This is a genomic window from Bradyrhizobium sp., from assembly GCF_035701725.1.
Taxonomy (GTDB): Bacteria; Pseudomonadota; Alphaproteobacteria; order Rhizobiales; family Xanthobacteraceae; genus Bradyrhizobium.
This window is the reverse complement of sequence record NZ_DASSRP010000159.1, coordinates 1-15,008: the sequence shown is the minus strand read 5'-3', so window position 1 is coordinate 15,008 and position 15,008 is coordinate 1. Positions and strand designations below refer to the sequence as shown.

At 62.7% G+C, this 15,008-nt stretch carries 15 protein-coding genes and 1 riboswitch; of the genes, 7 read left to right on the top strand and 8 right to left on the bottom strand.

The genetic code is table 11. From position 1 onward, the window contains the following. The coding region (locus VFL62_RS09275; protein WP_325172074.1) for an FAD-dependent oxidoreductase at nt 1-626 on the bottom strand (626 nt) is incomplete at its 3' end. Next, a riboswitch (TPP riboswitch) is annotated at nt 614-772 on the bottom strand. Its footprint overlaps the gene before it by 13 nt. Before the next feature lie 213 nt (nt 773-985). After that, nucleotides 986-1,444 (bottom strand): lytic transglycosylase domain-containing protein, encoded by a 459-nt coding sequence (locus tag VFL62_RS09270; RefSeq protein WP_325172073.1) that lies wholly within the window; start codon nt 1,442-1,444, stop codon nt 986-988. A 341-nt stretch (nt 1,445-1,785) separates the two neighbouring features. Here VFL62_RS09270 and VFL62_RS09265 point away from each other — a divergent pair, with 341 nt between their 5' ends. Next, nucleotides 1,786-1,983, top strand: coding sequence for a hypothetical protein (locus VFL62_RS09265; RefSeq protein WP_325172072.1), 198 nt, complete (start codon nt 1,786-1,788; stop codon nt 1,981-1,983). 32 nt (nt 1,984-2,015) lie between these two features. Here VFL62_RS09265 and VFL62_RS09260 read toward each other — a convergent pair whose 3' ends face one another. Together VFL62_RS09260 and VFL62_RS09255 are read right to left on the bottom strand one after the other, a co-directional pair. Then, a complete protein-coding gene (locus VFL62_RS09260) occupies nt 2,016-3,362 on the bottom strand; it encodes an ATP-binding protein (RefSeq protein WP_325172071.1) in 1,347 nt (448 codons plus the stop codon). Further along, entirely contained in the window at nt 3,359-4,105 is a 747-nt protein-coding gene (locus VFL62_RS09255; protein WP_325172070.1) for a response regulator, read from the bottom strand. The genes VFL62_RS09260 and VFL62_RS09255 overlap by 4 nt, the downstream gene beginning before the upstream one ends. A 533-nt stretch (nt 4,106-4,638) precedes the next feature. Between VFL62_RS09255 and VFL62_RS09250 the strand changes: the two genes are divergently transcribed. The 3 genes from VFL62_RS09250 (at nt 4,639) to VFL62_RS09240 (ending at nt 6,621) form a co-directional block, all read left to right on the top strand. Next, nucleotides 4,639-5,193 carry a PRC-barrel domain-containing protein gene (locus tag VFL62_RS09250; RefSeq protein ID WP_325172069.1) on the top strand — a complete coding sequence of 185 codons (555 nt, stop codon included), beginning with the start codon at nt 4,639-4,641 and terminating at the stop codon, nt 5,191-5,193. Nucleotides 5,194-5,342: 149 nt separating this feature from the next. Continuing rightward, complete coding sequence (locus tag VFL62_RS09245; RefSeq protein WP_325172068.1) at nt 5,343-5,555, top strand: dodecin family protein; 213 nt, start codon at nt 5,343-5,345, stop codon at nt 5,553-5,555. A 295-nt stretch (nt 5,556-5,850) separates the two neighbouring features. Beyond that, on the top strand, nt 5,851-6,621 hold the full coding sequence (locus tag VFL62_RS09240) for an outer membrane beta-barrel protein (RefSeq protein ID WP_325172067.1): 771 nt from the start codon (nt 5,851-5,853) through the stop codon (nt 6,619-6,621). 96 nt (nt 6,622-6,717) lie between these two features. On the opposite strand, the gene VFL62_RS09235 is transcribed toward VFL62_RS09240, so the two are convergent. From VFL62_RS09235 to VFL62_RS09225, 3 genes are all read right to left on the bottom strand, one after another. Further along, nucleotides 6,718-7,944 carry an ABC transporter substrate-binding protein gene (locus VFL62_RS09235; RefSeq protein WP_325172076.1) on the bottom strand — a complete coding sequence of 409 codons (1,227 nt, stop codon included), beginning with the start codon at nt 7,942-7,944 and terminating at the stop codon, nt 6,718-6,720. Nucleotides 7,945-8,094: 150 nt separating this feature from the next. After that, complete coding sequence (locus tag VFL62_RS09230) at nt 8,095-9,645, bottom strand: DUF4403 family protein (RefSeq protein WP_325172066.1); 1,551 nt, start codon at nt 9,643-9,645, stop codon at nt 8,095-8,097. Between the two features lie 257 nt (nt 9,646-9,902). Beyond that, the gene (locus VFL62_RS09225; RefSeq protein WP_414644661.1) at nt 9,903-10,580 is read right to left on the bottom strand and encodes a L,D-transpeptidase; all 678 of its coding nucleotides are present in this window, start codon (nt 10,578-10,580) and stop codon (nt 9,903-9,905) included. A 309-nt stretch (nt 10,581-10,889) separates the two neighbouring features. Between VFL62_RS09225 and VFL62_RS09220 the strand changes: the two genes are divergently transcribed. The 3 genes from VFL62_RS09220 to VFL62_RS09210 all read left to right on the top strand — a co-directional run bounded on the left by VFL62_RS09220 (nt 10,890) and on the right by VFL62_RS09210 (nt 13,479). Next, nucleotides 10,890-11,945 carry a glycosyltransferase family 1 protein gene (locus tag VFL62_RS09220; protein WP_325172065.1) on the top strand — a complete coding sequence of 352 codons (1,056 nt, stop codon included), beginning with the start codon at nt 10,890-10,892 and terminating at the stop codon, nt 11,943-11,945. A gap of 82 nt (nt 11,946-12,027) precedes the next feature. After that, nucleotides 12,028-12,708, top strand: coding sequence for a class I SAM-dependent methyltransferase (locus VFL62_RS09215; RefSeq protein ID WP_325172064.1), 681 nt, complete (start codon nt 12,028-12,030; stop codon nt 12,706-12,708). A gap of 135 nt (nt 12,709-12,843) precedes the next feature. Further along, nucleotides 12,844-13,479 carry a hypothetical protein gene (locus tag VFL62_RS09210; RefSeq protein WP_325172063.1) on the top strand — a complete coding sequence of 212 codons (636 nt, stop codon included), beginning with the start codon at nt 12,844-12,846 and terminating at the stop codon, nt 13,477-13,479. Nucleotides 13,480-13,612: 133 nt separating this feature from the next. On the opposite strand, the gene VFL62_RS09205 is transcribed toward VFL62_RS09210, so the two are convergent. After that, nucleotides 13,613-15,008: aminotransferase class III-fold pyridoxal phosphate-dependent enzyme (locus VFL62_RS09205; RefSeq protein ID WP_325172062.1), on the bottom strand; the 1,396-nt coding region annotated here is incomplete at its 5' end.

Genomic DNA, 15,008 nt, shown 5'->3' with positions numbered 1-15,008 from the left:
ATCAGTTCGCCCTTGACGCCGCGCAGCTCAGGTTGCGTCTCGCGCGCCGCCAGGCCGCGGCAATCGATCACGATGCCCCCGTCACCCTGGACATCATCAGGCTCGACGTCGCTGTTGAATCGAACCGTGCCGCCGGCCTCGCGAATCCTGGCGTGGATTTCGGGCAGGATCCTGCGCGGTTCGACATGGCCTTCGTCGGGGTAAAAAAGCCCGTCGCGGAAACGTCCTTCGAGCGACGGTTCGATGGCGGCGATTGCCTGCGCATCGAGCTTTCGATGCCCGCTCGTCAGCCGCGCGAAGCGTTCGAAGTCGGCGCGGTCGCGCGCATGCGCCACCACCAGCGAACCGTTGAACGGGGTTTGCGGAAAATAGTCGCGCCAGAGTTTGAGCGAGCGCAGGCCGAGGCGCACGATCACGGGCTCGGAGACTTCCGCCTCGCAATAGGGCGCGAGCATGCCACCGGCCCAGTGGCTGGTGGACTGCGTCATGGCGGCGTCACTGCGCTCGTGTAGCGTCACGCGGCGGCCGGAACGCGCGAGCAGCAACGCATGCCAGGCACCTGCGATGCCTGCGCCGATCACGGAAACCGGGGAATCCCCCCGCGGGGTCTTTGAATTCTGGTACATCCCTGTCCCTTCGCCGGCATGACCCGGATCAGGTTCAAAGGGTCACCGCGGTCTCCTGGTCCCACTGGACATAATCCTTCGGATTAGTCCGGGACCCGGAGGGTGCGGTCTCTCAGCTCCTCGTCGGAGCTCCCCTCGGAACAGCCTCAATTTAGGCCCGAATGCGGAGGTGTCAACGCGGCTTGAACCGGTTTGCTCCTATTCGACCCGCGATGCACGACTTTTGGAACCCGCCCGCGTGCCCTGGACGCGCTGCAGCGCGCGAGCGGTGCGCCGCAGCTCCGGGATCCATTTGGCTTGGGTCCCGGACCAGCGGCGCGTCATTTCATGCCGCGCCGCATCCGGGACAGGAGATATGCCTATTCACCCACTACAGGCGCGATCACCAGCGGCTCCGAAGGCCTGCTATGTGCCATCCGCTGCCGCTTGGCGGCGTAGTAGTAGCCGCCGGCATAGTAGGCGACCGTCCTGTTCTGGTCGCCGCCCGCGGCGCGATAGGCGCCGGCCAGATATTTCACTGCATAGGTCAGGTTGGTTTCGGGATCGCGCAGGCCTTCCGCCGAGCCGGTGTAGCCAAGGCCGCGCGCGGTCGCGAGCTTGATCTGCATCATGCCCATGGCGCCGCCGCGTCCCACCAGGCCCGGCCGGTAGCGGCTCTCGCGTACGATGACGCGGTGCACCAGTTCGACCGGCACGCCGTTCGCCTGCGCGTGTCGCGCGACCATCTCCTCGTACTGGCTGCGCTGGGCATAGGCCGCAGCGGGAAACAGCAGGGCGAGCGCGAGCGCAAGCGAGGGGAACATCAATAGACGCTTCATGGGTGGGGCGACCTTTCGGCGAATAACCGGCGTATTTGGCAATGCAATGCGATGGACGTGGCAGGGATGTGGCGGAACTCGGCGTGGCATGCAAGGGTTCCGAATATGCATGAGCATCGCATGCAGGGTTCGCGCCGCTGATTTCAATTCGAATGCGCGACAAATTTGATTTCATCGCGTCGTCACGTCGCGGTGACGTCGCCGTCGAAATGCCCCATTACTCTTTCATCAAGTCTCGTCCGCGAAGGCGTTGCTTCGGGCAGCAATCCTGTCCCATCGGTCTTCCGGCAAAGACGACATCGCACCAAGAATATCAAGATCAAGAAACGGGAGGTACGCCAATGACCGGATCAGGACTCCGTTCGTTGCCCAGGGGAAACCCCTGCGCCCAATGCGGCCGTTCGATCGCGCTGCCAGAATGGGTCGAGCACGAACCCGGTCGTACCTTTTACCTGTGGCGCTGCATGGCCTGCGACTACCATTTCGAGTCGGTCGCCTATTTCGATTCAGAAGAGGCCGACGACGCGATCGCGGCATAGCGCGACAGGCGCGCCAGCGCAAACTAGAGATTTCATTCCGCCGCCTGCTGGCTGACCACCTGCCGGACCGGCAACGCGATGCGCACGATCAGCCCGTGCGGCTGGCGGTCGTGCAGCGAGAGTTCGCCGCCATGCGCCAGCGCGATGGCGCGCGCGATCGAAAGTCCGAGTCCGAAGCCGGTGGTATCGTCCATGTTGCGGGCGCCGTCCCCGCGCACGAACGGCTCGAGCATGACCTCCTTGCGGGCGTCGGAAATGCCGGGGCCGTCATCCTCGACCTCGATGGTCGCGGTATCCGGCAAGACCGTCAGGCGAATGGTCGCGTGCGCGCCGTAGCGGACCGAGTTCTCCACCAGGTTGGTGACGCTGCGGGTCAGATCGTCCGGTCGCACCGTCGCCATCGCGTGCTGCGGGCCCTCATACGTCACCTTGTGGCCGACATCGACGAACTGATCGGCGACGAGCTGCAAGGTCGAGGCGATATCGGTCAGCGTCATCGCCTCCAGCCTGCGGTCGTTGCGCAGGAACGACAGCACCGCCTCCAGCATCGAGCGCATCTGGTCGAGATCGCTCATCATGCGGCGGCGATGTCCCTCGTCCTCGATGAATTCGGCGCGCAGCCGCATCCGCGTGATCGGCGTGCGCAGGTCGTGGCTGATCGCGGCCAGCATCTTGGTGCGGTCGTCGATCAGAGCCGAGATGCGTTCGCGCATCCGGTTCAGCGCTTTTGCCACGGAGCGGATCTCTTCCGGACCGCGTTCGGGAAGCGAGGCTGCCGCGCCATTGACGCTGAAGTTCTCGGCCGCCTTGGCGAAGGCCGACAGCGGCGCGGTCAGCGCCCGCGTCGCCCACAGGCTGAGCAGGCTGACGCTGACGATCGCAAACAACAGCGTCGCAAACCACAGGCCGCCCCAGAACAGCCGTGGCCGTGGATCGCGCAACATCCGCGCCGAGATCATCGCGCCGTCGGGCAGCACGACGCCGACCCGCTGATGCTTCTGGTCGTTGGCAAGCGGAAAGATGCGATAGCTCGCATCGAGCCGCCGGTGCAGGCCGTGCAGGTCAAAGCTTTCGGGCTCGTCGGCTTGAGGTGCGGGGCCGGCCGGCAACGGCTGGATATCGAGCTTCGGAAAGGCGCGCGCCAGATCCGAAAAAATCCGCGGGCGCTCGCTGGCCGGGGCTGTGCCGAGCAGTTGCACGGCGGCGGCGAAATGCGCGTGGCCGCGGTCGATGCTCGGATCCGGCTGTTCCGGCTGATCCGGCCGGCTGGTCAGGAAGATGATGGTCAGGATGAGATGAATGGCCGCAATCGAGGTGATCACCAGCGCGGTGATCTGCCCGCTGATGGTCTTCAACCTCAGAAAGTCGACCAGCTTCATTTGGCTGTATCGAGCGGCGCCGCCGCGGGCTCGACCGTCGGCGTGAACAGATAGCCGCCCGAGCGCACGGTCTTGATCATGCTGGAATCCTGCGGATCGGTTTCGATCTTGCGGCGGATGCGGCTGACCAGCACGTCGATCGACCGTTCGAAAGAACCGGCGTTGCGGCCCTGCGTCAGGTCGAGCAGGCTGTCGCGCGACAGCACCCGGCCCGGGCGTTCGCAGAAGGCGCGAAGCAGATCGAATTCGGCCGAGGTCATCGCGACGCGGGCGCCGGCCGGATTGCGCAATTCGCGCAGGCGGAAGTCGATCCGCCAACCCTGGAACGAGAGCGCGGTTGCGCCCATCATGGCGCTTGCGGTTTGCGCCGCGGCCTGACGGCGCAGCACCGCATTGATGCGTGCGAGCAGTTCGCGCGGGTTGAAGGGTTTGGCGAGATAGTCGTCGGCGCCCATCTCAAGGCCCAGGATGCGGTCGACGTCCTCGCCGCGCGCGGTCAGCATGATGATCGGCACCTGCGACTCGCCGCGAATCTTGCGGCACAGGCTGAGACCGTCCTCGCCGGGCAGCATGACGTCGAGGATCACGAGGTCGACGCGATGGTCGGCCATGGCGCGGCTCATCTCGCGCCCGTCATTGGCCGTGGTGACGTTGCAGGAGTTGTTGCGGAGATATTTCGCGATCAGAGCCCGCGTTTCGCGGTCGTCTTCCACGACGAGAATGTTGGGTGGCACGGGTGGCATCTCTAATCCTCTGCCCGACAATAACGGCAATGGGGGTGCTTTTTTGTTTCCAGATATTTCCGGGCTCGCAGGCGCAATGCCACGCAACATGTAAGCTTTTGCAAGATGGACGCGCTCTCCGGAAAGATGTCCTGTCACGTCGAGGCGATCCCCCCAGCGTGGTGGTTCAGAAGTCGCATCATAGTTGCCGCAACTTCGTCAAGCGGGCTTCTGAACCAAAGCCACCTTGGATCAGCAGCTTTACCCCTGTCCGTTCGCTTCCGAAGTTCGAAGACGTGGCTTCCGCAAGCTGATGCGAACGTCGGAAACGGGACACTCGCACGGCCTCGACAGCGAAATGCGCGCGGCGGCCTGAAGCGGTCGCTGAACTGAAGACGCGGGGACGCAACTGAGCGCTTTTCGCGTTCGCGAATGGCGGAACCTGCTGTTCCCCGGGAATAGATACCGCGATGCAAGCAAACGAAATACGGGAACCGCGGAACAGCGATTGGAGCTTTGTGTTTTCCCTTCACCTTTTGGCTAAGGAGGAACACATGTTTGCAAAAACTATCACCGCGGCGCTCGCCAGTACGGCACTGCTCGCAACCGTCGCCTCGGCGCAGACGCCGGCCCCATCTACCGCTCCGTCGGCGGACAAGACGTCGACTTCGACCACGATCTCGACGTCGCAGTTGCAAGGCGATTGGCGCGCCTCGAAGGTCGTCGGCCTCAGCGTGTACAACGACAACAACGAGAAGGTCGGCTCCATCAACGACCTGTTGATGGACAAGAGCGGGAACATCAAGGCCGTGGTGCTTGGCGTCGGCGGCTTCCTCGGGATGGGCGAACATCTCGTCGCCGTTCCGTTCGAGAAGGTGAAGTTCTCGACCGAGCCGGTCGCCTATACCGGCACCGCGAGCACGGGTACCCCCGGTGCTGGCGGCAGCAGCACCACCCGCCCGCCGGCCTCTCCGCCGACCACGACGGGTTCGGCAAGCACGAGCAGTGCGCCGGCCAGCAAGTCCAATCCTTGGTATCCCGATCACGCGGTGTTCAATGCGAACAAGGACGAGCTGAAGTCGATGCCGGAATTCAAGTATTCGGAGTGATGCTGAGCGCGGCAGCGGCCCGCAAGGCATGAGAAAGCGCGCCCGGTTTTTGCCGGGCGCGCTCGCTTGTGCAGGACCCTGCGCCTTGCAGCGCCGTTATCCCGACGTGAGGACAGAGGCGTCTGCCTCAGACCGAACGGGAGGACGACATGACCGAAAGCGTCTACAAAGTCATTGAACTGATCGGTACCAGCAAGGAATCGTGGGAGAAGGCGGCCGCGGCTGCCCTCGAAAGGGCGGGGAAGACGCTGCGAGACCTTCGCGTGGCCGAGGTCGTCAAGCTCGACCTGCAACTTGACGCCAACGGCAAAGTTGAAGCCTACCGCGCCAAGCTCAACGTCTCCTTCAAATACGAAGATTGAGGAGCGCACAGCTTCAGGGGTTCGAACCAAGAAAAGCGCGTCCGGCGGTTTCGGGCGCGTTTTTTGATGCCGGTTCAAACCTGCCGATTATCTGCGCGCTGTACCGGGTTGTGCGGGTTCAGCGGCACCAGTTGGGCAGCTTTGCTGACCTATATTTGTTGTAAATTCACCACTCCCGGCGGCAAAATGCGACGGAATCGGGCAAAGCGACAACGTTGCTGATCATTTCCCGCCGTCGCGGCGTTATGCTGGCGGCCGAATTGCTGCCTTGAATTGAGTCCTTGGGGGGAATTTCATGCAGAAGATCGCTTTGCTGCTTTCGGTGGTGGCCTTCGGAACCACGAGCGCAATGGCCGCAGATTTGCCGGTCAAGGCGCCGCCGCCTGTGTTCCTCCCTGAGTACAGCTGGACCGGAGTTTACGTCGGAGCCAATTTCGGCGGCGCGTGGACCTCGCAGAGTGCGTTCTGGCCCAACGGTTTTGGAACACTGAACTTCAACCATGACGGGTCTTTCGGCGTCGGCGGATTGCATGCCGGGGCGCAATACCAGTGGGCCAACAACTGGGTGTTAGGGTTGGACATCTCGTGGTTTAGCGGCTTCAAGGACACGCAGGTCGTCGGCACGCCAAATGCCGGTTGCCCTAACCCCGCTGACTTCTGCGCTGCAGGTTTAGCCAGTGTTGTGACGGTAGGGCCGCGCCTCGGCTACGCGTTCCGGGACTTTCTCGTCTACGGCACAGCCGGCTATGCGAGCGGAGAAATCAACGTGAGCGCGGTCACCCCGGGTGGCGTGTTCGACGATTTTAGCAAGCGCAAGGGTGGCTGGTTCGCCGGCGCCGGCGTCGACTATGCGGCCTGGAAAGGCAGGCAAACCGCAATCATCGTCGGTCTTGAATACAAGCATATCGACCTCGGTACCGCCTCGATGAACAGTCCGGCAGATGGCGTTCCATTCTGTGCCGGCGATTGCCGTCTGGTCAAAACCAGTGCGGATGTGGTTCAGGCGCGCTTCTCATTGAAGTGGGATCCGATCACCCCGCTTGGTCCGGTGGTCGCGAAGTACTGAGCGGACACTGTCGTTCGCAAAAGTGAAAGGCCCCGACTTCGGTCGGGGCCTTCTTTGTTGGTACGATGCGGTCTTGTCCCGGCGAGGTCGACGACCTCAGTTGGTCTTCACCAGCGGGCAATTGCCCTTGTCGAGCGGACGGAATGCCTCGTCGCCGGGAACCGTGGCGAGCAGCTTGTAAAGATCCCACTCGCTCTTGGATTCCTCGGGCTTCTTGACCTCGAACAGATACATGTCGTGGACCATGCGCCCGTCGATGCGGATCTTGCCGTTCTTGGCGAAGAAATCGTTGATCGGCATGGCGCGCATCTGCGCCATTACCTTCTGCGAATCGTCGGTGCCGATCGCCTCGATCGCTTTCAGGTAATGCATGGTCGCCGAGTAAAGACCGGCCTGGATCATGGTCGGCATGTGGCCGACCTTCTCGTTGAAGCGTTTGGAGAAGGCGCGCGTCTCGTCGTTGGTGTCCCAATAGAAGGCGTCGGTGACGATCAGCCCTTGCGTCGCCTTGATCCCGAGCGAATGCACGTCGGTGATCTCCGTGAGCAGCGCGATCATCTTCTGTCCGGCCTGGGTGATGCCGAACTCGGCCGCCTGCTTCAGCGCGTTCTGGGTGTCGCCGCCGGCATTGGCGAGGCCGATCACCTTGGCCTTGGAAGATTGGGCCTGCAGCAGGAACGAGGAGAAATCCGAATTGTTGAGCGGATGCCGCACGTCGCCGAGCACCTTGCCGCCGTTCTCCTTCACGACATTGGCCGCATCGCGTTCCAGCGCCATGCCGAACGCGTAGTCGGCGGTGACGAAGAACCAGGTGTCCTCGCCGCGCTTGACCATCGCCTTGCCGGCGACGTTGGACAGCGAATAGGTGTCGTAGGTCCAGTGCACGGTGTTGGGCGAGCAGGCGACGCCGGTCAGATCCGAGGTGCCGCCGCCGGAGTTGATGTGGATCTTGTTCTTTTCGCGCGTCAGCGCCGAGATCGGCAGCGCCACGGAAGAGGTGGGCACGTCGAAGATCGCATCGACTTTTTCGTTGTCGTACCAGCCGCGGGCGATGCTGAGCGCGACATCGGGCTTGTTCTGGTGGTCGGCGGAGACCACCTCGACCGGCTTGCCTTTGACCTTGCCGCCGTAATCGGCGACCGCCATCTGCGTGGCGACCAGCGAGCCCTTGCCGGTAGCGTCTGCATAAAGGCTCGACATGTCGGTCAGCACGCCGATCTTGACGACGTCATCGGAAATCTGCGCGTTCGCCGCCCCGCCGGATGCGGCAAGGGCAAATCCGGCCGCAAGTCCGGTGATCAGCGTGGCCGCAAATGATCTCATCATGTTTTCTCCCTGGGCATTGTCTGTTTGTTTTTGATCTTGATGGCCTGTTGTAACCGGCTTCGGCGCCGCCCGCCAAGCCTCAAAAGCCGTCAGCACGGCGCGTTAACCCTCTCCCAGAACAAGGAGAGGGTCAGTCGGCCAAGGTTCCTAAAACCCGGGCAGCGATGCGACGGTGACGTTGATGGTGCCGGTAACCTCGGCGATCAGCCGCAGCGTTTTGGAATCGTAGGCGATGTCGGAAAGGCCGAGATTGTCGATCTCGGTTGTCACGCGCAGGCTGCTGTCGTTCTTTTGCAGATCGGCGATGGCGCTTGCCATCATCTTTTGCGCATCGCCGAGGAACGGCTTGAGGTCGACCGTGGTCTTCTCGGCGAGGGTCTTTTGCAGATGCGGCATGACGGCGCGTGCTGCCGCGCCGAGCAGTCCAAAGGCAGCCTCCGACTCCAGCGCCATCTCGACATTGGCAAGCCGCAGGATCTGGTTCTTCTGGTCGAGCACCGGTTTGCCCCAGATGTAGACGGTGGCCTCGCCGCCGAACGAGATGAAGCTGGCCTTTTCCCTGGCGTTGATCAAAAGCGAAATCAACAGCCGGTCGCCGGACGCCGCCACCTGCACATTCTTCACGGTCACGTCGGTCGAACCCGATCCGTCCTCGGGAAAGTGACGCCCGATCAGTTGCGCCTCGACGAGCTTGTCGACATCGGCAAAGGGAATGTCGATCGGGATGCCGATGCTGACGATCGGCTGCGTCGGCGGCACGATCGAAAGTTTTTCCGGGAACGGACACATCGGCGTGGTTTCTTTCGGCGTGATGCGGGTTTCCGCCTCGATGCCGATGGTCATGGTGATGGCGCTCGCACTGACATTTGGCTGCACGGCGACCGCCCGCGTCGGCCGCAATTCCAGCCACAGCGGCGGCGCCGAAGCGTTGCCCGCGGTGAGCGGAATAGAACGGCAGGCCTTGCTCCACTGAATTCGCGCGTTGCGCTCGAACGAGGGGTCGTTGCGAATCCGGTTGCCGGCGGCGTTGATCTGATCGGCGACGTTCTTGTCGATCAACGGCTTCACTTGCGCCGGCACGCTGACGCGGGCGCCGGCCACCGAAAGGTTGGTGTCGCCGAGATTCACCTGACCCGCGAGGTTGGGTTCGATGCGCCAGGCGGCGGCGAATTTCGGCCGCGACGTCACGGTGACATTGCCCTTGATCTCGGCGGAGGCATTGACCCCCTTGATGTTGATGCTGCCGATCTGCTTGGCGAGGTTGCCGCCGATCAGTCCGCCGATGGCGTCGCCGACCGCGCCGGTGGTTTTGGCGGCCAGCGAACCCGTGACGTTCAGTTTTCCGCTCAAGCCCGTCGTCAGCGACAGCACGTCCTGGCCGCCGGCAACGCCGATCGGGCCGCGCGAGGCGGTCCAGCCGATGTCGGCGTTTTGCAGCACCTGCGCCACCGGATTGTCGGCCTTGCCGGAAAAGTTGCGCGGCGTGCCGCGGTCGGCCGTATCGCGAATGGCGCTGATCGGAATGGTGACCTGCGCCAGGATCACGGAGCTGCGCGGGGCGGGCGGCAGCGGCGGCAAGTCGACGACAGCCGGGCGGAAGGCCGAGCCGCTCGGAGAAAGCCAGTTCATCGCCAGCAGACTGGCGATGAACGAGACCGCGAGCACCGCGGCCCCGATCAGAATGACTTTCAGACGCATCGTCCCCCCGGACAGATTCGACAAGACTCTATAGGGCCGGGGTGAGGGGCGCTACCCCGCTTACCGGTAACTCGACCAGCCCAAGATATGGTCGAACCCTCGGGCCGCAATATGGTCGGATTGTTTCTACGAAGAAAACCAAAGCCTTACAAAAGCAAGAAAGGCGCGGGGGGACGCCGTGCCTCTCTCCAGATGGGACTTGGGGGAAAGTCCCGGGAACCTGATCTTTCCGGTTGCGGACTTCTGGCCCGCCCGCACTAGCCGCGTTGGCGGAGCGAATTGTCGGCGCGGCGATCCATCGGCAGTACGATCACCTTGGTGCCGACGCTGACGCGCGAATAGAGATCGCTGACATCCTGGTTGGTGAGGCGGATGCAGCCGGAAGATACATGGCTGCCGATCGTCGACGGCTGATTGGTGCCGTGGATGCGATACACCGTGCCGCCGAGATACATCGCGCGCGCGCCAAGCGGATTGCCGGGGCCGCCGGCCATATGACGCGGCAGATAGGGCTGGCGCGCGATCATCTCAGGCGGCGGAGTCCAATCCGGCCATTCGGCTTTCTTGGTGATCGTCTGCACGCCCGACCAGGTAAAGCCGTCGCGGCCGACGCCGATGCCGTAGCGGATCGCCTGTCCGTTACCGAGCACGTAATAGAGATAGGTGTTGGGCGTATCGATGATGATCGTGCCGGCCGCTTCGCGGCTCGCATAGTTGACGGTCTGGCGCTTGAAGCGCGCGGGCAACTCGAACGGCGCGTCGGCCTGGTCTGATGGAGCCGGCTGAACGGCCTGCGGTTGTTCGATCGAGGGGAAGGGAAACAGCGGCAAAGGTGCAGCGCCGGCAGAACCGGTCAACGCAATCGCGCCAGCGATCAGCATGAGGCCCGCGAAAGCGCGGCGCGAATGCGAGACGAGATCACGAGATCCGAACATCTGTCGCTCCTTGTTGTTATGGGCTTGCGCGACCGTTGCTGCCGCGTCGTTGGGATCAATCCTTAAGGGAAAATCATTGCGGGACATTTTCGCGGGACGGCGAAAATGCCTGCATCGCGTTCATCAATTATTTCATCTCACTGTCATGAAGCGGCTGGAACGGCGCCCGCAAAGTCTTAACGACAGCGAAAACTGGGCGTCATGCGAAATTCGAGGCCGTTAACCTCTATGACGTCACACGCTTGAAATATCTCTGACGCAACGTCGCGCCGAAAAGAATCAGCAGGGCTGAATCGGAAGGCATTGGCGATGCGAATCTTGGTCGCGACAGACGCTTGGCATCCGCAGGTTAACGGGGTGGTGCGCACACTGACCTCGTTGCAGCGCGCGGCCGGTCCGCTCGGCGCCGACATTACGTTTCTGACGCCGGAAGGTTTTCCGTCGATGGAGCTGCCGACCTATCCGGGTCTGCGCATCGCCTGGCCGCACCGGCGCGAGATCGCGCGGCGGATCGAGGCTGCGAACCCGGAAGCCATTCACATCGCGACCGAAGGTCCCGTCGGCTGGGCGGTGCGGGCCTATTGCCGGCGCCGTGGACTTGGCTTCACGACGTCCTACACGACGCGCTTTCCGGAATATATCAGGGCGCGCGCGCCGATTCCGGCTTCGGTCAGCTACGCGGTGCTGCGTTATTTCCATAATGCGGCGGCAACGACGATGGTCGCGGTGCCGTCCCTTTATAATGATCTGTCCGCGCGCGGCTTCCGCAAGCTCGGCTTCTGGGGCCGCGGCGTCGACACCAGGCTGTTCAACCCGGATCATCCGGCAACGCTCGATCTGCCGCGCCCGATCTTCATGACCATGGGACGTGTCGCCATCGAAAAGAACATCGAGGCGTTTCTGTCGCTCGATCTGCCCGGTTCGAAAGTCGTGGTCGGCGACGGCCCGCAGCGTCAGGAGCTCGAGCAGAAATATCCCGACGTGAAGTTCCTCGGCGAAAAGAAGGGTGCGGACCTCACCGCGCATCTGGCCGCCGCCGACGTCTTCGTATTCCCGAGCCTCACCGATACGTTCGGCGTCGTGCAGCTCGAGGCGCTCGCCTGCGGCACGCCGGTCGCGGCGTTTCCCGTCACCGGCCCGATCGACGTCATTGCCGATCATCCGATCGGCGCGCTCGACAACAACCTCGGCGCCGCGTGCCTGCGCGCGCTGACCATGTCTCGCGATACTTGTCGCCAGTTTGCGCTGGAGCGTTCCTGGGAAAACAGCGCGCGTCAGTTCATCGGTAACCTGAGTGCTCTGCAGTCCAGCCGCACGCTGCGGCCGGTCGCGATCGCAACCGAAAGCCATGCAGTGGGTGGCTAAGAATAGAAGTCAGGACCACACATCAGAGGCCGGATCGGGCAACGCCGGATCGGCCATACCAAAGGAAAACGAGAAAACGACGATGGCAGAGAGCATCAAGCTGGACGGCACCGAACTCGACTTCGACCGCGAAATGGTCGAGCAGGCCTATGACCGTTGGGCGCCGGTTTACGACCTCGTGTTCGGCGGCGTGTTCTCCAAGGGCCGCGACGCCGCGATCCAGGCCACCAACAAGATCGGCGGCCGCGTCCTCGAGGTCGGCGTCGGCACCGGCATTTCGCTGCCGCTTTATTCGCCGAACCTGCGGATCTTCGGCACCGATATTTCGGAAGCCATGCTCAACAAGGCGAGAAAGCGCGTCGCCGAGCAGAAGCTGAAGAATGTCGAGGGGCTCGCGGTGATGGACGCCGAGAAGCTCGAATTCGAGGACAATTCCTTCGACGTCGTGATGGCACAATATGTCGTGACCGCCGTGCCGAATCCGGAAGCCGCGCTCGATGAATTCGCCCGCGTGCTGCGGCCGGGCGGCGAACTCATCATCCTGACCCGCGTCAGCGCCGACGAAGGCTTGCGCCGCTTGATCGAGCAGAGCCTGCAGCCGGTGGTTCGTCATCTCGGCTTCCGCACCGCCGAGTTCGCCTGGTCGCGCTACACGAGCTGGCTTTCGGGCGCGAAAAACGTCGAGCTGGTGGAGCGGCGCTTGATCCCGCCGCTCGGGCATTTCTCGCTCGTTCGTATCCGGAAAGTCGCCAAGCCGAGCTAAGGCGCTAACGCCTTGTTAGTCCGGCAAAGTTTTATGACAGCGACGTTGCGTGAAGTTTTGTGACATTATGATGATGTCACACACGAGACATCGAAATCCTGTAAAGTTCCTGCGACTCACCTTTTGGGGAAGACCATGATCAAGAATTTCCTGGAGCAGCTGCGGATCCAGCGCTGGGATGACCATCGCTACTATCACCACAGCCGGATCAACCAGAGCCTGCACTTCGTCAGCGCCGTGAGTTTCCTCATCGGCTACGTGATGATGTTCTTCGATCCCTTGATGTCGGCCTTGATCGGCTGGCTGGTCTCGATGACTTCGCGCCAGGCCGGGCACTTCTTCTTCGAGCCACGCGACTACGATCATCTCAACCAGGCGACCCACGAGCACAAGGAAGAGATCAAGGTCGGCTATAACCTGCGCCGCAAGGTCGTGCTGATGACGATCTGGGCGGCTTCGCCGGTCGTGCTGTATTTCGACCCGACGCTGTTCGGCATGGTTTCGCCCTGGGTGACGCCGGCCGATTTCATGCGGCAGGTCGCCAAGATCTGGCTGGTGGTCGGCATCGGCGGTCTCTTGTTCCGCACCGTGCAGCTGTTCTTCATCCGCGACGTCGAAACCGGTCTGGTCTGGATGACCAAGATCCTCACCGACCCCTTCAACGATTTCAAACTCTACTGCAAGGCGCCGCTGGCGCTGCTGCGCGGCGAACTGATCGATCCCGGCCTCGATATCATCGAGCACAACGAGCTGATCGAAAAGCACGCCTGAAACTCGACCTTAGATGTCTCCGACTCGTCATGCCCGGCCTCGTGCCGGGCATCCACGTCTTTACCGCCGCGGCATGAAGACGTGGATGGCCGGGACAAGCCCGGCCATGACAGAGCAAGAAGCGGGAAGCTCGTCACCGCCGAAACCGGCTCGCCAGCATCTCTTTGAGGATCTGGCGGCGGATCGCCTTGTTGGTCAGATCTGGCGAATGCCACCACCAGCCGTCGCGCTTCATCTTGTGCGCGGCCGCAATGAAGCGGCTCTCCACTTCGGCGAAATCGGCGTCGGTGAAGTTCAGGCTGAAGATCAACCGGCCGGTGCCGACCCAGCTCAAGGAGAGGCCCTCGGCGCGCAGGTAATACTGGAACATCCAGTTGTAGCGGGACGGCTCGGTATATTGCACCGTCCAGACCGAGGAGAAGTTGGCGACGCGGACGGGAAGGTCTTGCTGCGCAAGGTGCGCGTTGAGCGCTTCGGCGCGGCCGTTCCAGGTCTCGTCGAGCCGGTCATAGATGCTGCGGAAGTTCGGGCTCGACAGCCGCGACAGGAATTCGTCCATCGCGGTCATGACGTAGGGGTGCGAGTTGAAGGTGCCGCGGGCGAAGCAGATGTCGGCCGGATGATCGTCGCGGAATCGGCGCATCAGTTCCTTCTTGCCGCAGACGACGCCGATCGGCAGGCCACCGGCGAGGCTCTTGCCATACGTCACCATGTCGGCGCGGACGCCGAAATATTCCTGGGCGCCGCCGGCGGCGATCCGGAAACCGAGAAACACCTCGTCGAAGATCAGCACGATGCCGCGTTCGGTGCAGACCTCGCGCAATTGCTTCAGCCAGGCGGTATAGGCCTCGCGATCGAAATGCGCAGTGCGCGAGGAATCCACCAGCGAGGAATCGCCGGGCGCGTTGCTGTTCGGATGCAGCGCCTGCAGCGGGTTGACCAGTACGCAGGCGATGTCGTGGCGGGTGCGCAGGACATGCAGCGTCTTTTCCGACATGTCGGCGAGCGTATAGGTCTCGTGCGCGGCAATCGGATTGCCGACGCCGGGCTGCACGTCGCCCCACCAGCCGTGATAGGCACCGGCGAAGCGAACCAGATGGGTTCGCTTGGTGTGATAGCGCGCCAGCCGCACCGCCTGCATCACCGCTTCGGTGCCGGACATGTGGAACGAGACTTCGTCGAGGCCGGAGATGTCGCAGATGCGCTTGACGTTGTCGGCGACGACGGGATGGTAGGTGCCAAGCACGGGGCCGAGTTTTTCGGCGCGCTTGTCGCCCGCAGCGATGCACTCTTTATAGAAGTCGTTGCCGAAGACGTTGACGCCGTAGGAGCCGGTGAGGTCGTAGAACACGTTGCCGTCGACGTCGGTCACGGTGACGCCGGAGGACGATTCCATGAAGGCCGAGGTGCCGAGATTTTCCTGCACGAGGCGGGAGAACTGGAACGGCACGCGGTAGGCGCGGGTGAATTGCAGATCCGAAATCTGCGTGACGGCTTCCGCCGTCATTTGGCGCCCCTTGGCGAAACGC

Excerpts from the sequence above, each read along its gene's own strand:
- VFL62_RS09220 (WP_325172065.1), top strand. The coding sequence starts at position 10,890 with ATGCGAATCTTGGTCGCGACAGACGCTTGGCATCCGCAGGTTAACGGG.
- VFL62_RS09240 (WP_325172067.1), top strand. The coding sequence starts at position 5,851 with ATGCAGAAGATCGCTTTGCTGCTTTCGGTGGTGGCCTTCGGAACCACG.
- VFL62_RS09225 (WP_414644661.1), bottom strand. The coding sequence starts at position 10,580 with ATGTTCGGATCTCGTGATCTCGTCTCGCATTCGCGCCGCGCTTTCGCG.
- VFL62_RS09215 (WP_325172064.1), top strand. The coding sequence starts at position 12,028 with ATGGCAGAGAGCATCAAGCTGGACGGCACCGAACTCGACTTCGACCGC.
- VFL62_RS09260 (WP_325172071.1), bottom strand. The coding sequence starts at position 3,362 with ATGAAGCTGGTCGACTTTCTGAGGTTGAAGACCATCAGCGGGCAGATC.
- VFL62_RS09255 (WP_325172070.1), bottom strand. The coding sequence starts at position 4,105 with ATGCCACCCGTGCCACCCAACATTCTCGTCGTGGAAGACGACCGCGAA.
- VFL62_RS09235 (WP_325172076.1), bottom strand. The coding sequence starts at position 7,944 with ATGAGATCATTTGCGGCCACGCTGATCACCGGACTTGCGGCCGGATTT.
- VFL62_RS09270 (WP_325172073.1), bottom strand. The coding sequence starts at position 1,444 with ATGAAGCGTCTATTGATGTTCCCCTCGCTTGCGCTCGCGCTCGCCCTG.
- VFL62_RS09210 (WP_325172063.1), top strand. The coding sequence starts at position 12,844 with ATGATCAAGAATTTCCTGGAGCAGCTGCGGATCCAGCGCTGGGATGAC.
- VFL62_RS09230 (WP_325172066.1), bottom strand. The coding sequence starts at position 9,645 with ATGCGTCTGAAAGTCATTCTGATCGGGGCCGCGGTGCTCGCGGTCTCG.
- VFL62_RS09250 (WP_325172069.1), top strand. The coding sequence starts at position 4,639 with ATGTTTGCAAAAACTATCACCGCGGCGCTCGCCAGTACGGCACTGCTC.
- VFL62_RS09245 (WP_325172068.1), top strand. The coding sequence starts at position 5,343 with ATGACCGAAAGCGTCTACAAAGTCATTGAACTGATCGGTACCAGCAAG.
- VFL62_RS09265 (WP_325172072.1), top strand. The coding sequence starts at position 1,786 with ATGACCGGATCAGGACTCCGTTCGTTGCCCAGGGGAAACCCCTGCGCC.